This is a genomic window from Lichenibacterium dinghuense (assembly GCF_021730615.1).
Classification (GTDB): Bacteria; Pseudomonadota; Alphaproteobacteria; order Rhizobiales; family Beijerinckiaceae; genus Lichenihabitans; species Lichenihabitans dinghuensis.
In genome coordinates this window covers 3,780,932-3,796,240 of sequence record NZ_JAJLMN010000001.1, presented here as the reverse complement: position 1 = coordinate 3,796,240, position 15,309 = coordinate 3,780,932, and the positions used below count along the sequence as shown (strand labels likewise).

13 protein-coding genes are annotated in these 15,309 nt (G+C 70.8%); 9 read left to right on the top strand and 4 right to left on the bottom strand.

The window, feature by feature from the left end; translation table 11 throughout:
• Window positions 1-322 precede the first annotated feature (322 nt).
• The 6 genes from L7N97_RS18120 to L7N97_RS18095 all read left to right on the top strand — a co-directional run bounded on the left by L7N97_RS18120 (window position 323) and on the right by L7N97_RS18095 (window position 5,586).
• Complete coding sequence (locus L7N97_RS18120) at window positions 323-1,078, top strand: ABC transporter ATP-binding protein (protein ID WP_237479696.1); 756 nt, start codon at window positions 323-325, stop codon at window positions 1,076-1,078.
• Complete coding sequence (locus L7N97_RS18115) at window positions 1,071-1,826, top strand: ABC transporter ATP-binding protein (protein WP_237479695.1); 756 nt, start codon at window positions 1,071-1,073, stop codon at window positions 1,824-1,826. Before L7N97_RS18120 ends, L7N97_RS18115 begins: the two co-directional genes overlap by 8 nt.
• A 25-nt stretch (window positions 1,827-1,851) precedes the next feature.
• Window positions 1,852-3,057, top strand: a complete 1,206-nt coding sequence (locus L7N97_RS18110) for an ABC transporter substrate-binding protein (RefSeq protein WP_237479694.1) — start codon at window positions 1,852-1,854, stop codon at window positions 3,055-3,057.
• 24 nt (window positions 3,058-3,081) lie between these two features.
• Window positions 3,082-3,969, top strand: coding sequence for a branched-chain amino acid ABC transporter permease (locus tag L7N97_RS18105; RefSeq protein ID WP_237479693.1), 888 nt, complete (start codon window positions 3,082-3,084; stop codon window positions 3,967-3,969).
• Between the two features lie 64 nt (window positions 3,970-4,033).
• The gene (locus L7N97_RS18100) at window positions 4,034-5,059 is read left to right on the top strand and encodes a branched-chain amino acid ABC transporter permease (protein ID WP_237479692.1); all 1,026 of its coding nucleotides are present in this window, start codon (window positions 4,034-4,036) and stop codon (window positions 5,057-5,059) included.
• 62 nt (window positions 5,060-5,121) lie between these two features.
• On the top strand, window positions 5,122-5,586 hold the full coding sequence (locus L7N97_RS18095) for a coiled-coil domain-containing protein (protein WP_237482291.1): 465 nt from the start codon (window positions 5,122-5,124) through the stop codon (window positions 5,584-5,586).
• Between the two features lie 60 nt (window positions 5,587-5,646).
• Here L7N97_RS18095 and L7N97_RS18090 read toward each other — a convergent pair whose 3' ends face one another.
• Window positions 5,647-6,672, bottom strand: coding sequence for an MBL fold metallo-hydrolase (locus L7N97_RS18090; RefSeq protein ID WP_237479691.1), 1,026 nt, complete (start codon window positions 6,670-6,672; stop codon window positions 5,647-5,649).
• Between the two features lie 144 nt (window positions 6,673-6,816).
• On the opposite strand from L7N97_RS18090, the gene ilvA reads away from it, so the two are divergent.
• Window positions 6,817-8,388: a threonine ammonia-lyase, biosynthetic gene (gene ilvA / locus L7N97_RS18085; protein WP_255721687.1), complete on the top strand. Its 1,572-nt coding sequence runs from the start codon at window positions 6,817-6,819 to the stop codon at window positions 8,386-8,388.
• 97 nt (window positions 8,389-8,485) lie between these two features.
• On the opposite strand, the gene L7N97_RS18080 is transcribed toward ilvA, so the two are convergent.
• Window positions 8,486-9,949: an HlyD family type I secretion periplasmic adaptor subunit gene (locus L7N97_RS18080; protein ID WP_237479690.1), complete on the bottom strand. Its 1,464-nt coding sequence runs from the start codon at window positions 9,947-9,949 to the stop codon at window positions 8,486-8,488.
• Complete coding sequence (locus L7N97_RS18075; protein WP_237479689.1) at window positions 9,946-12,111, bottom strand: peptidase domain-containing ABC transporter; 2,166 nt, start codon at window positions 12,109-12,111, stop codon at window positions 9,946-9,948. Before L7N97_RS18075 ends, L7N97_RS18080 begins: the two co-directional genes overlap by 4 nt.
• Before the next feature lie 379 nt (window positions 12,112-12,490).
• Between L7N97_RS18075 and L7N97_RS18070 the strand changes: the two genes are divergently transcribed.
• Entirely contained in the window at window positions 12,491-14,071 is a 1,581-nt protein-coding gene (locus L7N97_RS18070) for an aldehyde dehydrogenase (NADP(+)) (protein ID WP_237479688.1), read from the top strand.
• A gap of 62 nt (window positions 14,072-14,133) precedes the next feature.
• Here the strand turns inward: L7N97_RS18070 and L7N97_RS18065 are convergent, their stop codons facing one another.
• Window positions 14,134-14,412, bottom strand: a complete 279-nt coding sequence (locus L7N97_RS18065; RefSeq protein WP_237479687.1) for a hypothetical protein — start codon at window positions 14,410-14,412, stop codon at window positions 14,134-14,136.
• A 164-nt stretch (window positions 14,413-14,576) separates the two neighbouring features.
• On the opposite strand from L7N97_RS18065, the gene L7N97_RS18060 reads away from it, so the two are divergent.
• Complete coding sequence (locus L7N97_RS18060; protein ID WP_237479686.1) at window positions 14,577-15,245, top strand: TetR/AcrR family transcriptional regulator; 669 nt, start codon at window positions 14,577-14,579, stop codon at window positions 15,243-15,245.
• The last annotated feature ends 64 nt before the right edge of the window (window positions 15,246-15,309 follow it).

Here is a 15,309-nt window from a genome sequence, read left to right as displayed (position 1 = left end):
TGCCAGCCGCGTTGTCCGGCATTTGTGTCAAATGACGGTCTTTCGAGCCGAACATTCCAGCCACAACCTCGATTTTCATTTTCGGGTTGTGTCGACGATCCGAGGATCGACGGAGCGGCTCGGAAAGCGGGTCAGGATTACTTCACCGGTACGCCGGGGTAGGAAGGCCGGAGCGGCCCGCCGGCGCGCTCCGTGAGCGCCACGGCACCTCTCGACCGTCGATCACGAAAGCCGTTGCGGTCCCCCCCGCCTTCCGCCATGCTGCGCGGCAACACAGCAGGGTGGCCGCGAAGCCGCCGCTTCGATCGCGGGGAGGGGTGGCGTGGCGGAGGACATCATCCTCGCGACACAAGGATTGGCCAAGGAGTTCCGCGGCATCGTGGCGGTCGACGGGGTCGACCTCCGCGTCCAGCGCGGCACCATCCACGCGCTGATCGGGCCCAACGGGGCCGGCAAGACCACCTGCTTCAACCTGCTCACCAAGTTCCTGTCGCCGACGCGCGGCACCATCACCTACAACGGGCGCGACATCACGCGCACGGCTCCGGCCGACGTGGCGCGGCAGGGGCTCGTGCGCTCGTTCCAGATCTCCGCCACCTTTCCGCACCTGTCCGTGCTGGAGAACGTGCGCGTGGCCCTGCAGCGGCGGCGCGGCGACAACTTCGACTTCTGGCGCTCGGAGAAGCTGCTCCGGTCCTTCGACGCCGAGGCGCGCGACCTGATCGATCAGGTGGGCCTCAAGGGCTTCGAGGACGGCCGCGCCGCCGACCTGTCCTACGGCCGCAAGCGCGCGCTGGAGCTCGCCACCACGCTGGCTCTCCAGCCCGACCTGATGCTGCTGGACGAGCCCATGGCCGGCATGGCGCACGAGGACATTGACCGCACGGCCGCGTTGATCCGCCGCGCCGCGGTCGGCCGAACCGTGCTGATGGTCGAGCACAACCTGTCGGTCGTAGCCTCGCTCAGCGACCGCATCACCGTGCTGGCCCGCGGGCGCGTGCTGGCCGAGGGCACCTACGATCACGTGTCGCGCGACCCCCGCGTCGTGGAAGCCTACATCGGGGTGGGACATGGCTGACGCCGCGCTCGCGAAGACCGCGCCCGCAGGCGCCGCGGGGTCCGACGCGGGGCTGAGTCTCGCCGTCTCCGACCTCCACGCCTGGTACGGCGAGTCGCACGTGCTGCACGGCATGGCCTTCGAGGTGCCGAAGGGCCAGGTGGTGACGCTGCTCGGCCGCAACGGCGCCGGCAAGACCACCACGCTGCGCTCGATCATGGGCGTGATGAACAAGCGCAAGGGGTCCATCCGCTTCGAGGGGCAGGAGACGATCAAGCTGCCGTCGCGCGCCATCGCGCGGGCCGGCATCGGCTACTGCCCGGAGGAGCGCGGCATCTTCGCGTCCCTGTCGGTCGAGGAGAACCTGATGCTGCCGCCCGTGGTGCGGCCCGGCGGCATGTCGCGCGAGACGATCTTCGAGCTGTTCCCCAACCTCAAGGAGCGGCTCTCGTCGGGCGGCACCAAGATGTCGGGCGGCGAGCAGCAGATGCTCGCCATCGCCCGCATCCTGCGCTCGGGCGCGAGCCTGCTCCTGCTCGACGAGCCGACCGAGGGCCTCGCCCCGGTGATCGTGCAGCAGATCGGACGCACCATCTCGCGGCTCAAGGCCGAGGGCTACACCATCATCCTGGTGGAACAGAACTTCCGGTTCGCCGCGACGCTGGCGGACCGGCACTACGTTGTCGAGCAGGGGCGCGTGGTCGACACGTTCCTCAACGCCGACCTCGACGCCAACATCGACAAGCTCCACGCCTATCTCGGCGTGTGAGAGACCGGAACGGGGAGCACGGCGGATGCTGAAGCGGGTTCTGATGGGTGCCACGGCCGCCGCGGCGCTGTTCGGCGCGAGCCTCCCGGCCTTCGCCGACGTGTCGGTCAAGATCGGCGTGCTCAACGACCGCTCGGGTCCCTACCTCGACATCTCGGGCCAGCCCTCGGTCGAGGCCGCCAAGATGGCGGTCGAGGACTACGGCGCCGAGAAGAAGGGCATCCACGTGTCCTTCGTGGCGGCCGACCACCAGAACAAGCCCGACACGGGCTCCAACATCGCCCGGCAATGGTTCGACCAGGACGGCGTCGACGTGATCGTCGACGTGCCGAACTCCGGCGTCGCCCTCGCGATCGCCAAGGTGACGCGCGAGAAGAACAAGATCTTCATGGATTCGGGCGCCGGCACCTCGGCCCTGACGGGCGAGCAATGCTCGCCCAACACCGTGCACTGGACCTACGACACCTACGCGCTGGCCAAGAGCACCGCGTCCTCCATCCTGAAGCAGGGCGGCAAGAGCTGGTTCTTCATCACGGCCGACTACGCCTTCGGCCACCAGCTCCAGTCCGACGCCTCGAGTTTCGTCAAGGCGGCGGGCGGCACGGTGGTGGGCTCGGTTGACGCGCCCTTCCCGACCTCCGACTTCTCGTCCTTCCTCCTGCAGGCGCAGGGCTCGGGCGCCCAGGTGATCGGCCTCGCCAACGCGGGCTCGGACACCGACAACGCCATCAAGCAGGCGGCCGAGTTCGGCGTCGTGTCGGGCGGGCAGCGGCTCGCGGGCCTGCTCGTGTTCATCACGGACGTCGAGGCGGTCGGCCTGCAGGTCGCCCAGGGGCTGAACCTCACCACCGCGTTCTACTGGGACCGCGACGAGGGCACCCGCGCCTGGACCAAGCGCTACGAGGCCGTCAACGGCGGCAAGGTCCCCACCATGGACCAGGCCGGCGTCTACGCCTCCGTGCTGCACTACCTCAAGGCCGTGGACGCCCTCCAGGGCAAGGACACCGCGGCCGTGATGGCCAAGATGCGCGAGATCCCGACCGACGACCCGCTGTTCGGCCATGGGCAACTGCGCATCGACGGCCGCGTCACCCACGACATGTACCTGTACCAGGTGAAGACGCCGGCTGAATCGAAATACAAGTACGACGACTACAAGCTGCTGCAGACCATCCCGGCCGCCGAAGCGTTCCGCCCCCTGGCCGAGGACCACTGCCCGCTGGTGAAGTGAGATCGAGACTCCGGAGCGCCGGACATGCACACGTTTCTCGGCATCTCGACCCCGGTGCTGTTCGGCCAGCTCACGCTGGGGCTCATCAACGGCGCCTTCTACGCGCTGCTGAGCCTCGGCCTCGCCGTCATCTTCGGCCTGCTCAACATCGTCAACTTCTCCCACGGCGCCCTCTACATGATGGGCGCCTTCGTGGGCTACCTGCTGCTGCAAGTGCTCGGGCTGAACTACTGGTGGGCGCTGGTTCTCTCGCCGCTCATCGTCGGCGCCTTCGGAGTGGTGCTGGAGCGCACCATGATCTCGCGGCTGTACCGGCTCGACCCGATCTACGGCCTCCTGCTCACCTTCGGCCTCGCGCTGATCATCCAGGGCCTGTTCCGCAACTATTACGGCGTGTCGGGCCAGCCCTACGCGGCGCCCGACCTGCTGAAGGGCGCCACCAACCTCGGCTTCATGGTGCTGCCGATCTACCGCGGCTGGGTGATCGTGGCCTCGCTGGTGGTGTGCCTCGCGACCTGGTTCACCATCGAGAAGACCAGCCTCGGCGCGACCCTCCGCGCCGCCACCGAGAACCCCGTCATGGTGTCGGCCTTCGGCATCAACGTGCCGCGCCTCGTCACACTCACCTACGGCTTCGGGGTGGCCCTGGCGGCGCTGGCCGGCGTGCTGGCGGCGCCGATCTATTCCGTGAACCCCAACATGGGGGCCGACATCATCATCGTGGTCTTCGCCGTCGTGGTGATCGGCGGCATGGGGTCGATCCTCGGCTCGGTCATCACCGGCTTCGCGCTGGGCCTCTGCGAGGGCTTGACAAAGGTGGTGTATCCCCAGGGCTCCTCGACCGTGATCTTCGTCATCATGATCGCGGTGCTGCTCGTGAAGCCCAACGGGCTGTTCGGGAGGGCGGCATGAGGGCCCCCGTCGAGGGGACCGCCGCGCGCCCTGCGGCGCCGAAGCACAGGACCGTGAGGCGACCATGTCGGTGGGACCCGTGACAGCGCTCGATCCGGTCGCCGACGCGCCGGCCGACGACGTCCTCGCGCCCGGCGCGCTGATCGAGGCCGACCCGCGGCGACATGACGGCGCGGTGCACACGGCGATCTTCGCCGGGCTGGTCGCGCTGCTCGTGGTCGCGCCCTTCCTGGCCTATCCGGTCTTCGTGATGCGGGTGATGTGCTTCGCGCTCTTCGCCTCGGCCTTCAACCTGCTGCTCGGCTACGGCGGGCTCCTGTCCTTCGGCCACGCCGCCTATTTCGGCCTGGCCTCCTACGTCTGCGCCACCGCGGCGCGGTCCTGGGGCCTCGACGCCGCGCTGGCGATCCTGCTCGGGACCGCCGCGGCGGGCGTCCTCGGCGTCGTGTTCGGCGCGGTGGCGATCCGCCGCCAGGGCATCTACTTCTCGATGATCACGCTGGCCCTGGCGCAGATCGTCTATTTCGTGTCGCTGCAGGCGCCGTTCACGGGCGGCGAGGACGGCATCCAGGGCGTTCCGCGCGGCCGCCTGTTCGGCGTGATCAGCCTCGCGTCGGACGCGACGCTCTACGTCGTGGTCGCGGTGATCTTCGTCGCGGGGCTGCTCCTCATCTACCGCATCGTGCACTCGCCCTTCGGCCAGGTGCTGCGCGCCATCCGCGAGAACGAGAACCGCGCCCTGTCGCTGGGCTACCGCGTCGACCGCTACCGGCTCGCGGTCTTCACCATGTCCGCGGCGCTCGCGGGGCTCGCGGGCTCCACCAAGGCCGTCGTGTTCCAGCTCGCCTCACTGACGGACGTGCACTGGACCATGTCGGGCGAAGTGGTGCTGATGACGCTGATCGGCGGCATGGGCACGATGTTCGGCCCCACGGTGGGGGCGCTCGTCTTCGTGTCGCTGGAGTTCTACCTGTCCTCCATCGGGTCCTGGGTCACGGTGGTCGAGGGCGCGGTCTTCGTGGTCTGCGTGCTGGCCTTCCGGGAGGGCATCGTCGGCGTCCTGGCGCGGCGGCTGCGCCGGCCGCTGTGACGCTCGACGGTGCCCCGGCCCTGCCTTAGCTTGCAGGCCGGAGGGGGACGGCCGTGACCGCCATGTTCGATACGCTGAAGTTCGCCCGGACCCTGCGCGACGGCGGCCAGTTCACGCCCGAACAGTCCGAGCGCCTGTCGGATGCGCTGTCCGAGGCGATGTCGGGCGAGATGGCGTCGCGCAACGATCTCGAAGCCGCAGGGTCGAAGCTCGAACGCAAGATCGACGGCCTGCGGGACGAACTCGCCGCCGTCGAAGCCAAGCTCGAACGCAAGATCGACGACCTGCGGGGCGATCTCGCCGCCGTCGAAGCCAAGCTCGATCGCAAGATCGACGACCTGCGGGGCGATCTCGCCGCCGTCGAAGCCAAGCTGGACCGCAAGACCGACGACCTGCGGGACGATCTCGACCGTAACACCAAGGATTTACGGGCCGATCTCCGGAATGAGATCAGAGGTATGGAAGCCAAGTTCGAGGCCGCCAAGGCCGACACGCTGAAGTGGATCGTCGGCATCATCGGCTTCTAGAGCGTGGCGATCATCGGGGCCGCCATCGTCCTGGCCCGCATCCTCGGCCGCTGACCGGCCTCACGCCCTCCGCCACCGCCGCAAGCTCCCGTCCCGCACCTCGGCGATCTCGCCACGCCGCGCCATCAGGTTGACGTGGGCCAGCGTCTCGCTGAAGGCGAACCAGAACTGGTGGGCGTCGAGCTCCATGGTGAAGAGCCGCGGCACGATCTCGGCGACGGTCGGCGGCGCCGCGGGGTCGCAGAGCCGCGCGAGGTCGGCGCAGCGGGCCGCGTGGTGGGCGGCGAGCTCGGCGCAGCGCCGATGCAGCCCGAAGAAGGGCAGGCGATGCCCCGGCAGCACCAGCGTGCGGTCCGGCACGCGCGCCGGCAGCTCCGCCAGCGAGGCGAGGTAGCGCCCGAGCGGATCGTCCTCCGGCTTCTCCTCCGCCACCGACACGTTGGGCGAGATCTGCGGCAGCACGTGGTCCGCCGCGAACAGCAGGTCGTGGGCGGGCGCGTGCAGCAGCACCTGCGCGGGCGAGTGACCGGGCAGCATCGTCGCTTCCGCCTCGAAGGGCCCGAACTTCAGGCGGTCCCCGGCCCGGATCGGGCTGTAGCGCCGCGGCAGATCCGGCACGACGGAGCGGTAGCGGTCGAGCCGCTGCGCCATGAGGCCGAGCTGCTCCGCCGCGAGGCCGTGGCGGAGGTAGAAGTCCCGCTCGGCGCCGAGGTCGTCCGCCGTCGCGAGCCGGTGCACCCGCGCGGTGAGGTACTCGGTCTCGCCCATGGCGAGCGCGGCCCCTGTGCGCCCGCACAGCCAGGCGGCCGCGCCGACGTGGTCCGGGTGGTAGTGGGTGACGATCAGGCGCTCGACGGGCTTGTCCGCCAGGAGCCCGCCGAGCAGGCCCTCCCACAGCGCGCGGGCCTGCGCGGTGTCGACGCCGGCGTCGATCGCCGTCCAGCCCCGCTCGCCCTCGACGAGGTAGACGTTGACGTGGTTCAGGCGGAACGGCAGCGGCAGGCGCAGCCAGTGCAGGCCGGGCGCGATCTCCCGCGTCGCGCCGTCGGCGGGCGGCTCGGGATAAGGGTAGCTGAGCTCGATCACGGCGCCTCCGGGACGGTCCTGCCCCCCTGAATGCCGGCCTGCGCGCGGGAGCGTCAAGGCGCCGGCGCCTCCCGGGGGTTGCGCCGCCGGCGTTTCGGGCGCACCACCCACGGGCCTGACCGCCCGAGCCCGCACGCCTCGCCCATGAACCTCCACCTGCCCTGGACCACCTCCGACGCCGTCGACCTGAACGACTACGCCCGCCGCATCCTCACGTCGCGGGTCTACGAGGTCGCGATCCGGACGCCGCTCGACCCCCTGCCCGCGCTGTCGGGCCGCCTCGGCAACCGCGTGCTGCTGAAGCGCGAGGACCTGCAGCCGGTGTTCTCCTTCAAGATCCGCGGCGCCTACAACAAGATGGCGGGCCTGCCCCGCGAGGCGCTGGAGCGCGGCGTCATCACGGCCTCGGCCGGCAACCACGCGCAGGGCGTGGCCTTCGCGGGCCAGAGGCTCGGCATCGTGCCCACCATCGTGATGCCGCGCACGACGCCCGGCATCAAGGTGGCGGGCGTGCGGGCGCGCGGCGGCAATGCGGTGATCCACGGCGACAACTTCGACGAGGCGTCGAAGCACGCGCAGGCGCTCTGCGCCGAGGGCGGCCTCACCTACGTGCCCCCCTACGACGACCCGGACGTCATCGCGGGCCAGGGCACGGTCGGCATGGAGATCCTCCAGCAGCACCCCGAGCCCATCGAGGCGATCTTCGTGCCGGTGGGCGGCGGCGGCTTGGCTGCCGGCATCGCGGCCTACGTCAAGTTCCTGCGGCCCGACGTGAAGGTGATCGGCGTCGAGCCCGACGACGCCGCCTCCATGCAGGCCGCCATCGCGGCCGACGACCGCGTGGTGCTCGACCGCGTCGGCCTCTTCGCGGACGGCGTCGCGGTGCGCCAGGCCGGCGCCGAAACCTTCCGGATCTGCCGCCAGTGCCTCGACGAGGTCATCACGGTGACGACGGACGAGATCTGCGCCGCCGTGAAGGATGTATTCGACGGCACCCGCGCCGTGGCGGAGCCGGCCGGCGCCGTGTCGCTGGCCGGGCTCAAGCGCTACGCGGCCGAGCGCGGCCTCGAAGGCCGGACGCTGGTGGCGATCAACTCCGGCGCCAATCTCAACTTCGACCGCCTGCGCCACATCGCCGAGCGGGCCGAGATCGGCGAGGGCCGCGAGGCCCTTCTTGCCGTGACCATCCCCGAGGAGGCCGGCTCCTACCGGCGCTTCATGCAGGTCCTGGGACCGCGCTCCATCACCGAGTTCAACTACCGCCAGACGGGCCCCGGCGTCCCGGCCCACATCTTCGTCGGCGTCGAGCTGCGCAACGGGGAAGCCGAGAAGCACGACATCGTCGCGACCCTGGACCGGGCCGGCTACCCCGTGGTCGACCTCAGCGAGGACGAGATCGCCAAGGTCCACGTCCGCCACATGGTGGGCGGCCGCGTCGCGGGGCTGGAGAACGAGCGCGTGATGCGCTTCCAGTTCCCGGAGTATCCCGGCGCGCTGCTCAACTTCCTGAACGGGCTCGGCCAGTTCTGGAACATCACCCTGTTCCATTACCGCAACCACGGCGCCGACTACGGCCGCGTGCTGGCGGGCTTCGACGTGCCCCCGGCCGACCGGGAGCGGTTCGGGGCCGCCGTCGAGGCGCTGGGCTACCCGTCCTGGGACGAGAGCGACAACCCGGCGATCCGGCTGTTCCTGGACGCCAAAGCGGCGGGGTGATCGGGCGCTTCGCGGGGTCGGACGCTCGGGGCCGCGGCCGCCTCGCTCGGGTCCGAGGCGGCGTCCCGGCGTCGGGTGGCGCCCTCGGCGCCTCCCCTCACCGTTCTCTGAACGCCGTCGTCGTCACCTGCATGATGGGCGAGAACAGGTAGGACAGGATGCGGCGCGTGCCGGTCTTGATCTCCACCGTCACGGCCATGCCCGGCACGAGCGGCACGTCCGTGCCCTCCGACTTCATCGAGGTCCGGTCCATCGTCAGCGTCACGGGGTAGACGAGGTTCTGGAAGCGCTGCGCGCCGCCGAACATCGCCGCGTCCTTGGCCGCCATGGCCGGGTTCTGCTCGCGCTGGTCGGCGTCGGGCTGCGGGATGGCGTCGTGGGCCACGCGGGTCACCTGCCCGTCGATCGTGCCGTAGTCGGTGAAGGGGAAGCTGTCGATCTTCACCACCGCCGGCTGGTCCTTGCGGACGAAGCCGATGTCGGCGTTGGGCAGGTAGCACTCGATCTCGAGCTTGGTGTCGCTCGGCACGATCTGCATCACCTGCTCGCCGACCGTGAGCACCTGGCCGACCGAGGTGACCGTCGAGCCCGACACCGTGCCGTCGATGGGGCTGCGGAGCGTCATGTCGGCGGTCTTGATCCGCGCCTTGTTCAGCTTCTCGCTGTTCTCGTCCATCTGCCGCTCGGCGTCGGCGAGCTTCTGGGCGTTGTCGGCCGCGAAGCTCGCGTAGCTCTTCTCGATGTCGCGCTGCAGGCGCCCGAGGCTCGCCTCGATCTCGCCGATCTGCCCGCGCTCGGAGGCCAGCGTCGCCTGCTGGGTCTGCATCAGCTCCAGCGCGTCGATCACCTTGGCGCGCGACTCCGACTTCGACGCTTCCAGCGTCTGGCGCATGTCGACGCGCTCCTTCAGCGTCGCCACGAGCTGCGTCTGCGCGTCGATCGTGCTCTTCAGCCTGTCGCGCTCCGCCGTCTTCTCCTTCACCTGCCCGTCGAGGCTGCCGACCGTTCCGGCGAGCTGCGCGATGTCCTGCGCCAGCACGCGCTGCTCGCGCACCGCGATGGCGGGCGGCACGTCGGCGTCGAACTTGATCTGCGGCACGGGCCCCAGCGCGCGCTTGGAGGCCAGCATCAGCGCGGTCGTGCGGCGCAGCACCTCGGCCCTCTCGGACTGGATGTCGGCCTCCAGCGTGCTCTCGTCGGCCCGCGCCTCGCCGGGGTCGAGCCGCACCAGCACGTCGCCGGCCTTGACCCGCATGCCGTTCTCGACCGCGATCGAGAGCACCTTGCCGGTTTCCAGCGGCTGCACCGTCTTGGTGCGGCCGACCGGCTGGATCTTGCCCTGCGCGGTGGCGATGATGTCGATGCGGCCGAACCAGGACCAGGCGAGCGAGATCACCACGAAGGCGGCGATCGTGGCCATCATGCCGGTGCGAACGGGCGACAGCGGCGTTTCCAGGATCTCCAGCGCGGCCGGCAGGAACTCGTAGTCGCCGTGGCTGAGCCTGATGCGCCGGGCGGCCGGCACCTTGGCCGGCTTGGTGGTGGCCGGGAGAGTGCTCACGCCTGCACCTGTTCGTTCTGCAGCGTCCACAGCTTCTTGTAGAGGCCGCCCTGGCGCGCGATCAGCTCGTCGTGGGCGCCGACCTCGATCACGCGCCCGTCCTCCATGCCGATGATGCGGTCGCAGGGCCGCACGGCGGCCAGGCGGTGCGCGATGATGATCACGGTGCGGTTGCGCACGATCTGGCGCATGTTGTTCTGGATCACGCGCTCGCTCTCGTAGTCGAGCGCCGAGGTCGCCTCGTCGAAGATCAGGATCGGCGGGTTGGTGGCGAGAGCCCGCGCGATGGCGATGCGCTGGCGCTGGCCGCCGGAAAGGTTGGCGCCGCGCTCCTCGATCACCGTGTCGTAGCCGCCGGGCAGCTTGGCGATGAACTCGTCGGCGCCCGACAGCTTGGCGATGGCGATCACCTGGGCGCGCGGCATGGCCGGGGCCGCGAAGGCGATGTTCTCGTGGATGGTGCGGTTGAACAGCAGGTTCTCCTGCAGCACCACGCCGATGTTGGTGCGCAGCCAGGCCGGGTCGACCTGCGTGAGGTCGGCGCCGTCGAGCAGGATCTGCCCGTCCTGCGGCATGTAGAGGCGCTGGATCAGCTTGGTCAGCGTCGATTTGCCGGAGCCCGACGGCCCCACGATGCCCACCACCTCGCCGGGGCGGATCTGCAGGTTCACGCCCTTGACGACGTCGTTGCCGCCGGGCCGGTAGCGGAAGGTGACGTTGCGGAACTCGATCAGCCCGCGCGGCGGCGGCAGCACGGTGCGGGCCTGGATCACCGGCTCGGCCGGGGCGTTGAGCACGTCGCCGAGCCGCTCGACCGAGATCTGCACCTGCTGAAAGTCCTGGTAGAGCTGGGACAGGCGCAGCACCGGCGCCGTCACCTGGCTCGCGATCATGTTGAAGGCCACCAGCGCGCCGATGCTGAGGTCGCCGTCGATCACCGCTTTGGCGCCGAACAGCATCAGCAGCGCGGTGGACAGGCGGCTGATGTAGGTGATGCCGTTCTGCGCGATGGCGGACACGATCGTCACCGAGAAGGACTGCTTGATGTAGGAGGCGAGCCGCTCCTCCCACTGCTGCTGCATGATGGGCTCGACCGCGGACGCCTTCACGGTCTGGATGCCCACCACGGCCTCGACCAGGAACTGCGAGCTCAGCGCGCTGGCGTTGAACTTCTCGCGGACCATCTCCTGCAGCACCGGCCGGAAGCACAGCGCCACCAGCACGTAGAGCGGGATGGACAAGACCACGATGATGCTGAGCTTCCACGAATAGGCGAACAGCACCGCGATGAACACGAAGGTGAACAGGAGGTCGAGCGCCGAGAACAGCCCCTGGCCGGTGAGGAAGGAGCGGATGTTCTCGAGCTCTCGCACGCGCGCCACGGTCTGGCCGGCCGCGCGGGTCTCGAAATAGGAGAGCGGCAGGTGCAGCAGGTGGCGGAACAGCCGCTGGCCGAGCTCGACGTCGATGCGGTTCGTCGTGTGGGTGAGCGCGTAGGTGCGCAGGTATTGCAGCACCACGTCGAACAGCCCCACCAGCACGATGCCGACCGTCAGCACGATCAGGGTGGAGTAGCCCTTGTGGCTGAGCACCTTGTCGACCACGACCTGGAAGAACATCGGCGTGACGAGCGCGAACACCTGCACGAACAGCGACGCCACGAGCACGTGGATCAGCGGCCGGCGGTAGCGCCAGATGGACGGCAGGAACCAGCGGAAGCCGAAGCTCTTCGGGTCGTAGCCGGCGCCGCCGGCGCGGCGGCCGACGAGCAGCAGCTGCGGCTCGATGTCCGAGAAGAACTCCTCCGCCGACACGGCGCGGTCGACGCTGGTGACGGGGTCGACCAGGCGGAAGCGCCCATCGGTCAGCCGGCCGCCGAACACCACGAAGCCGCCGTCGCGCAGCTTGGCGATGGCGGGCGTCGGCGTCAGGGTGAGCTGCTTCTCGGTGGTGCGGGTGACGCGCCGCGCCCGCATCCCGATGAGGCCGCAGGCCCGCATCAGGTCGGTGACGCCGGCCTCGCGGCCGATCAGCGCCAGCTCGCGCTGCAGGTGGGTCGGGTCGGCGGCGATCCGGTAATAGGCGGCGATGCCGCAGAGCGCCCGCAGGCCGGCGTCGGGCCTAGGCGTCGGCGTCATCGGTGCGGCGGCGGCTTGCATCATGGGGCGCGCGGGTCCGGATGGTATGACGCGGGTTGGCCAGCGCCAGGTCGTCAGTGCTCGGTTCGAGCTTGCGGCTCAGCCGTTAAAAAAGCCAAAAAAGCTCACACCGCCCGGCCAGCGGGGAACCACCGCGCGATCGAAGCCATCTGGACTTCTATGTCAGGTTCAAGCGGCTTGGCAACGCAGTCCCACCGAAGCATCCCCACTTTCACGCTGCTGTTGAAGCGATGCAGCCATCGGACGATGCCGCAGCGTCGCAGGGGGCGCCTGCGGGGCGACCGGTCCCGCCGATGCGGGCCGAGGCGACGGAAATCGTATGACAATTGACCCGCGACGCACTAGCTCGGGGCCGGACCAAGGATCAACGGAGGACAGCAGCATGGCATTGACCGGCGACATCGTGATCGGGGCCGAGCGCCTGTCCGGCCGCGCGGCGAGCTTCAAGGCGGTCGACCCGTCGACCGGCGAGGCGCTGGAGCCGGCCTTCGCCTTCGCGGGCGAGGCGGAGGTCGAGCGCGCCTGCGGGCTCGCGGCCGAAGCCTTCGACGCCTACCGCGAGACCGCGCCGGACGCGCGGGCCGCCTTCCTGGAGGCCATCGCCGACGAGATCGTGGCGCTCGGCGACGCGCTGGTCGAGCGCGCCTGCGCCGAATCCGGCCTGCCCCGCGCCCGCATCGAGGGCGAGCGCGGCCGCACGGTCGGCCAGCTCAAGCTCTTCGCCGCCGTGGTGCGGGCCGGCCACTGGCTCGACCTCCGGGTCGACACCGCCCTGCCCGACCGCAAGCCGCTGGCGCGCTCGGACCTGCGCCAGCGCCACATCCCGCTCGGCCCCGTCGCGGTGTTCGGCGCCAGCAACTTCCCGCTCGCCTTCTCGGTGGCGGGCGGCGATACGGCCTCGGCGCTGGCGGCCGGCTGCCCCGTCGTCGTGAAGGGCCACCCGGCCCACCCCGGCACGGGCGAGATGGTGGGCGACGCCGTGCGGGCGGCCGTGAAGCGCTGCGGCCTGCCGGCCGGCACCTTCACGCTGCTGCTCGGCGCCAACGAGACCGGCGCCGCGCTGGTGCGCGACCCGCGCATCAAGGCGGTGGGCTTCACCGGCTCGCGCGGCGGCGGCCTCGCGCTCGCGGCCATCGCGGCGGCGCGGCCCGAGCCGATCCCGGTCTACGCCGAGATGAGCAGCGTCAACCCCGTCTACCTCATGCCGGGCGCGCTGGCGGCCCGCGGGGACGCGCTGGGCCGCGCCTTCGTGGGCTCGCTGACGATGGGCGCCGGGCAGTTCTGCACCAACCCCGGCCTCGTGCTGGCGCTCGCCGGGCCCGAGCTCGACGCCTTCGTGGCCTCGGCCTCGGCGGCGCTCGCCGACTACGCGCCCCCGGCCATGCTGACGCCGGGCATCCACGGGGCCTACGAGGCGGGCCGCAAGGCGCTGGAAGGCAACGGGCGCGTGCGCCGCGTCGCGGAGGGCAAGGTCGGCGAGGGCGTGAACCGCGGGCGCGGCGCGCTGTTCGTGACCGAGGCGGCGGACTTCCTCGCCGACGAGACCCTGGCCCACGAGGTGTTCGGCGCCTCGTCGCTTGTGGTGCGCTGCCGCGACGCCGACGAGCTCGTCGCTGTGACGCGCAAGCTCGAAGGCCAGCTCACCGCGACGCTGCACCTGGAGCCGTCCGACGCCGCGCTGGCCCGCCGCCTCCTGCCGGTGCTGGAGGTGAAGGCCGGGCGCATCCTCGCCAACGGCTGGCCCACGGGCGTCGAGGTCAGCCACGCCATGGTGCACGGCGGCCCGTTCCCGGCCACGACGGACGGGCGCTCGACCTCGGTCGGCAGCCTCGCCATCCGGCGCTTCCTGCGTCCGGTCTGCTACCAGGACCTGCCGGCCGAGCTGCTGCCCGAGGCGCTCAGCGACGCCGCGCTGGCGGGGCTGCCCCACATGCTGGACGGCGCGGCCAAGCTGCCGGGCTGAACCGGGGATCGGAGGGCCGCCGGCCCTTCGCGGGGCGCGGGGCGGCGCCCCGCACTCGTCTCTCAGGCGATGAGGGCGCGCCCGATCTCGGTCAGGGCGAACAGCACCGTGCTGGTGCGCGCGGCGCCCTCGCCCGTCTCCGTCACCACGGCGCGGCACCAGTCGCGCTTCACGCAGCGGCCGATCGGCCCTTCCGTGACGGCCCTCGGGCCGGCCGCGAGGCTGCGCATCAGCGCGATCTCCTCCGCGCGGGGGCCGCGGCGCGGGCGCTGCTGGCCGGGGCCCACGCCGGCGCGGGGCGGGAAGGGGGGATCGAACGTCGCGGCATCGACGAGCAGCATCGGCGGCTCTCCTGGCGATCGTCGCGTCCGGCCTCGGGGATGAGGGTTCGGACGCGGCGAGAGCAGTCCAGCCTCGGCGCAAACCGGAACTGAACGGTTAAGTTCGGTAACTTGTGCACCCCCCTGGGGCAAGTTAAATCCGCGCCGACAGGGGAGAGTTGCGGATGGCTGCGGCCGCGTCGAGGGACGGGAAACACGCGGGCGGGCGGCCGACGCGCGAGGAAGCGGCGCGCCGCGAGGAGCGGCTGCTCGAGGTCGCCAAGGCCATGTTCCTCGACAACGGCTACGACGGCACCTCGATGGACGCCATCGCGGCGGCGTCCGGCACCGGCAAGCCGTCGCTCTACGCGCGCTACGGCGACAAGCGGGCGCTGTTCCTGGCGGTGCTGCGCCACAGCGTCGACCTGTGGGCGCGCCCGCTCTCGAAGCTCGGCCACTGCCCGCAGCATGCCCTGCGCCTCGACGAGCTGGAGCCGCTGCTGGAGCGGGTGGGCCGGCACATCCTGGAATGCTCGATCACCCCGGAGTCGGTCGCGCTGAAGCGCGTGCTGACCTCGCAGGCCGGGCAGTTCCCCGAGCTCGCCGCGACGCTGCAGGACGCGGGCTGGGGCGCGGTGGTGCGCCACGTCGCGGCGCTGCTGCGCCTGGCGGTGGACTTCGAGCGCTCGGCCGTGGCTGACGCGGAGCTGGCCGCCGACCTGTTCCTGAGCCTGGTGCTGGGGCGCCTGTCGCACGAGGCCCTGCTCGGCATCGAGATCGACCGCAGCGCCATCGACGGCCGCATCACCGCGGCGGTGAAGATCTTCCTGGGGCTCGCCTTCGTGGCGCGGTGAGGCACGGCCGCGCGGCAGGGTGCGGACGCCGCGGCGCGCTCGCGCTATAAGGGCATCCCCGTCC

Bases quoted from the DNA above. Each gene is read 5' to 3' on its own strand.
- L7N97_RS18115 (WP_237479695.1), top strand. From the start codon at position 1,071: ATGGCTGACGCCGCGCTCGCGAAGACCGCGCCCGCAGGCGCCGCGGGG.
- L7N97_RS18110 (WP_237479694.1), top strand. From the start codon at position 1,852: ATGCTGAAGCGGGTTCTGATGGGTGCCACGGCCGCCGCGGCGCTGTTC.
- L7N97_RS18105 (WP_237479693.1), top strand. From the start codon at position 3,082: ATGCACACGTTTCTCGGCATCTCGACCCCGGTGCTGTTCGGCCAGCTC.
- L7N97_RS18100 (WP_237479692.1), top strand. From the start codon at position 4,034: ATGTCGGTGGGACCCGTGACAGCGCTCGATCCGGTCGCCGACGCGCCG.
- L7N97_RS18095 (WP_237482291.1), top strand. From the start codon at position 5,122: ATGTTCGATACGCTGAAGTTCGCCCGGACCCTGCGCGACGGCGGCCAG.
- ilvA (WP_255721687.1), top strand. From the start codon at position 6,817: ATGAACCTCCACCTGCCCTGGACCACCTCCGACGCCGTCGACCTGAAC.
- L7N97_RS18075 (WP_237479689.1), bottom strand. From the start codon at position 12,111: ATGATGCAAGCCGCCGCCGCACCGATGACGCCGACGCCTAGGCCCGAC.
- L7N97_RS18070 (WP_237479688.1), top strand. From the start codon at position 12,491: ATGGCATTGACCGGCGACATCGTGATCGGGGCCGAGCGCCTGTCCGGC.
- L7N97_RS18065 (WP_237479687.1), bottom strand. From the start codon at position 14,412: ATGCTGCTCGTCGATGCCGCGACGTTCGATCCCCCCTTCCCGCCCCGC.
- L7N97_RS18060 (WP_237479686.1), top strand. From the start codon at position 14,577: ATGGCTGCGGCCGCGTCGAGGGACGGGAAACACGCGGGCGGGCGGCCG.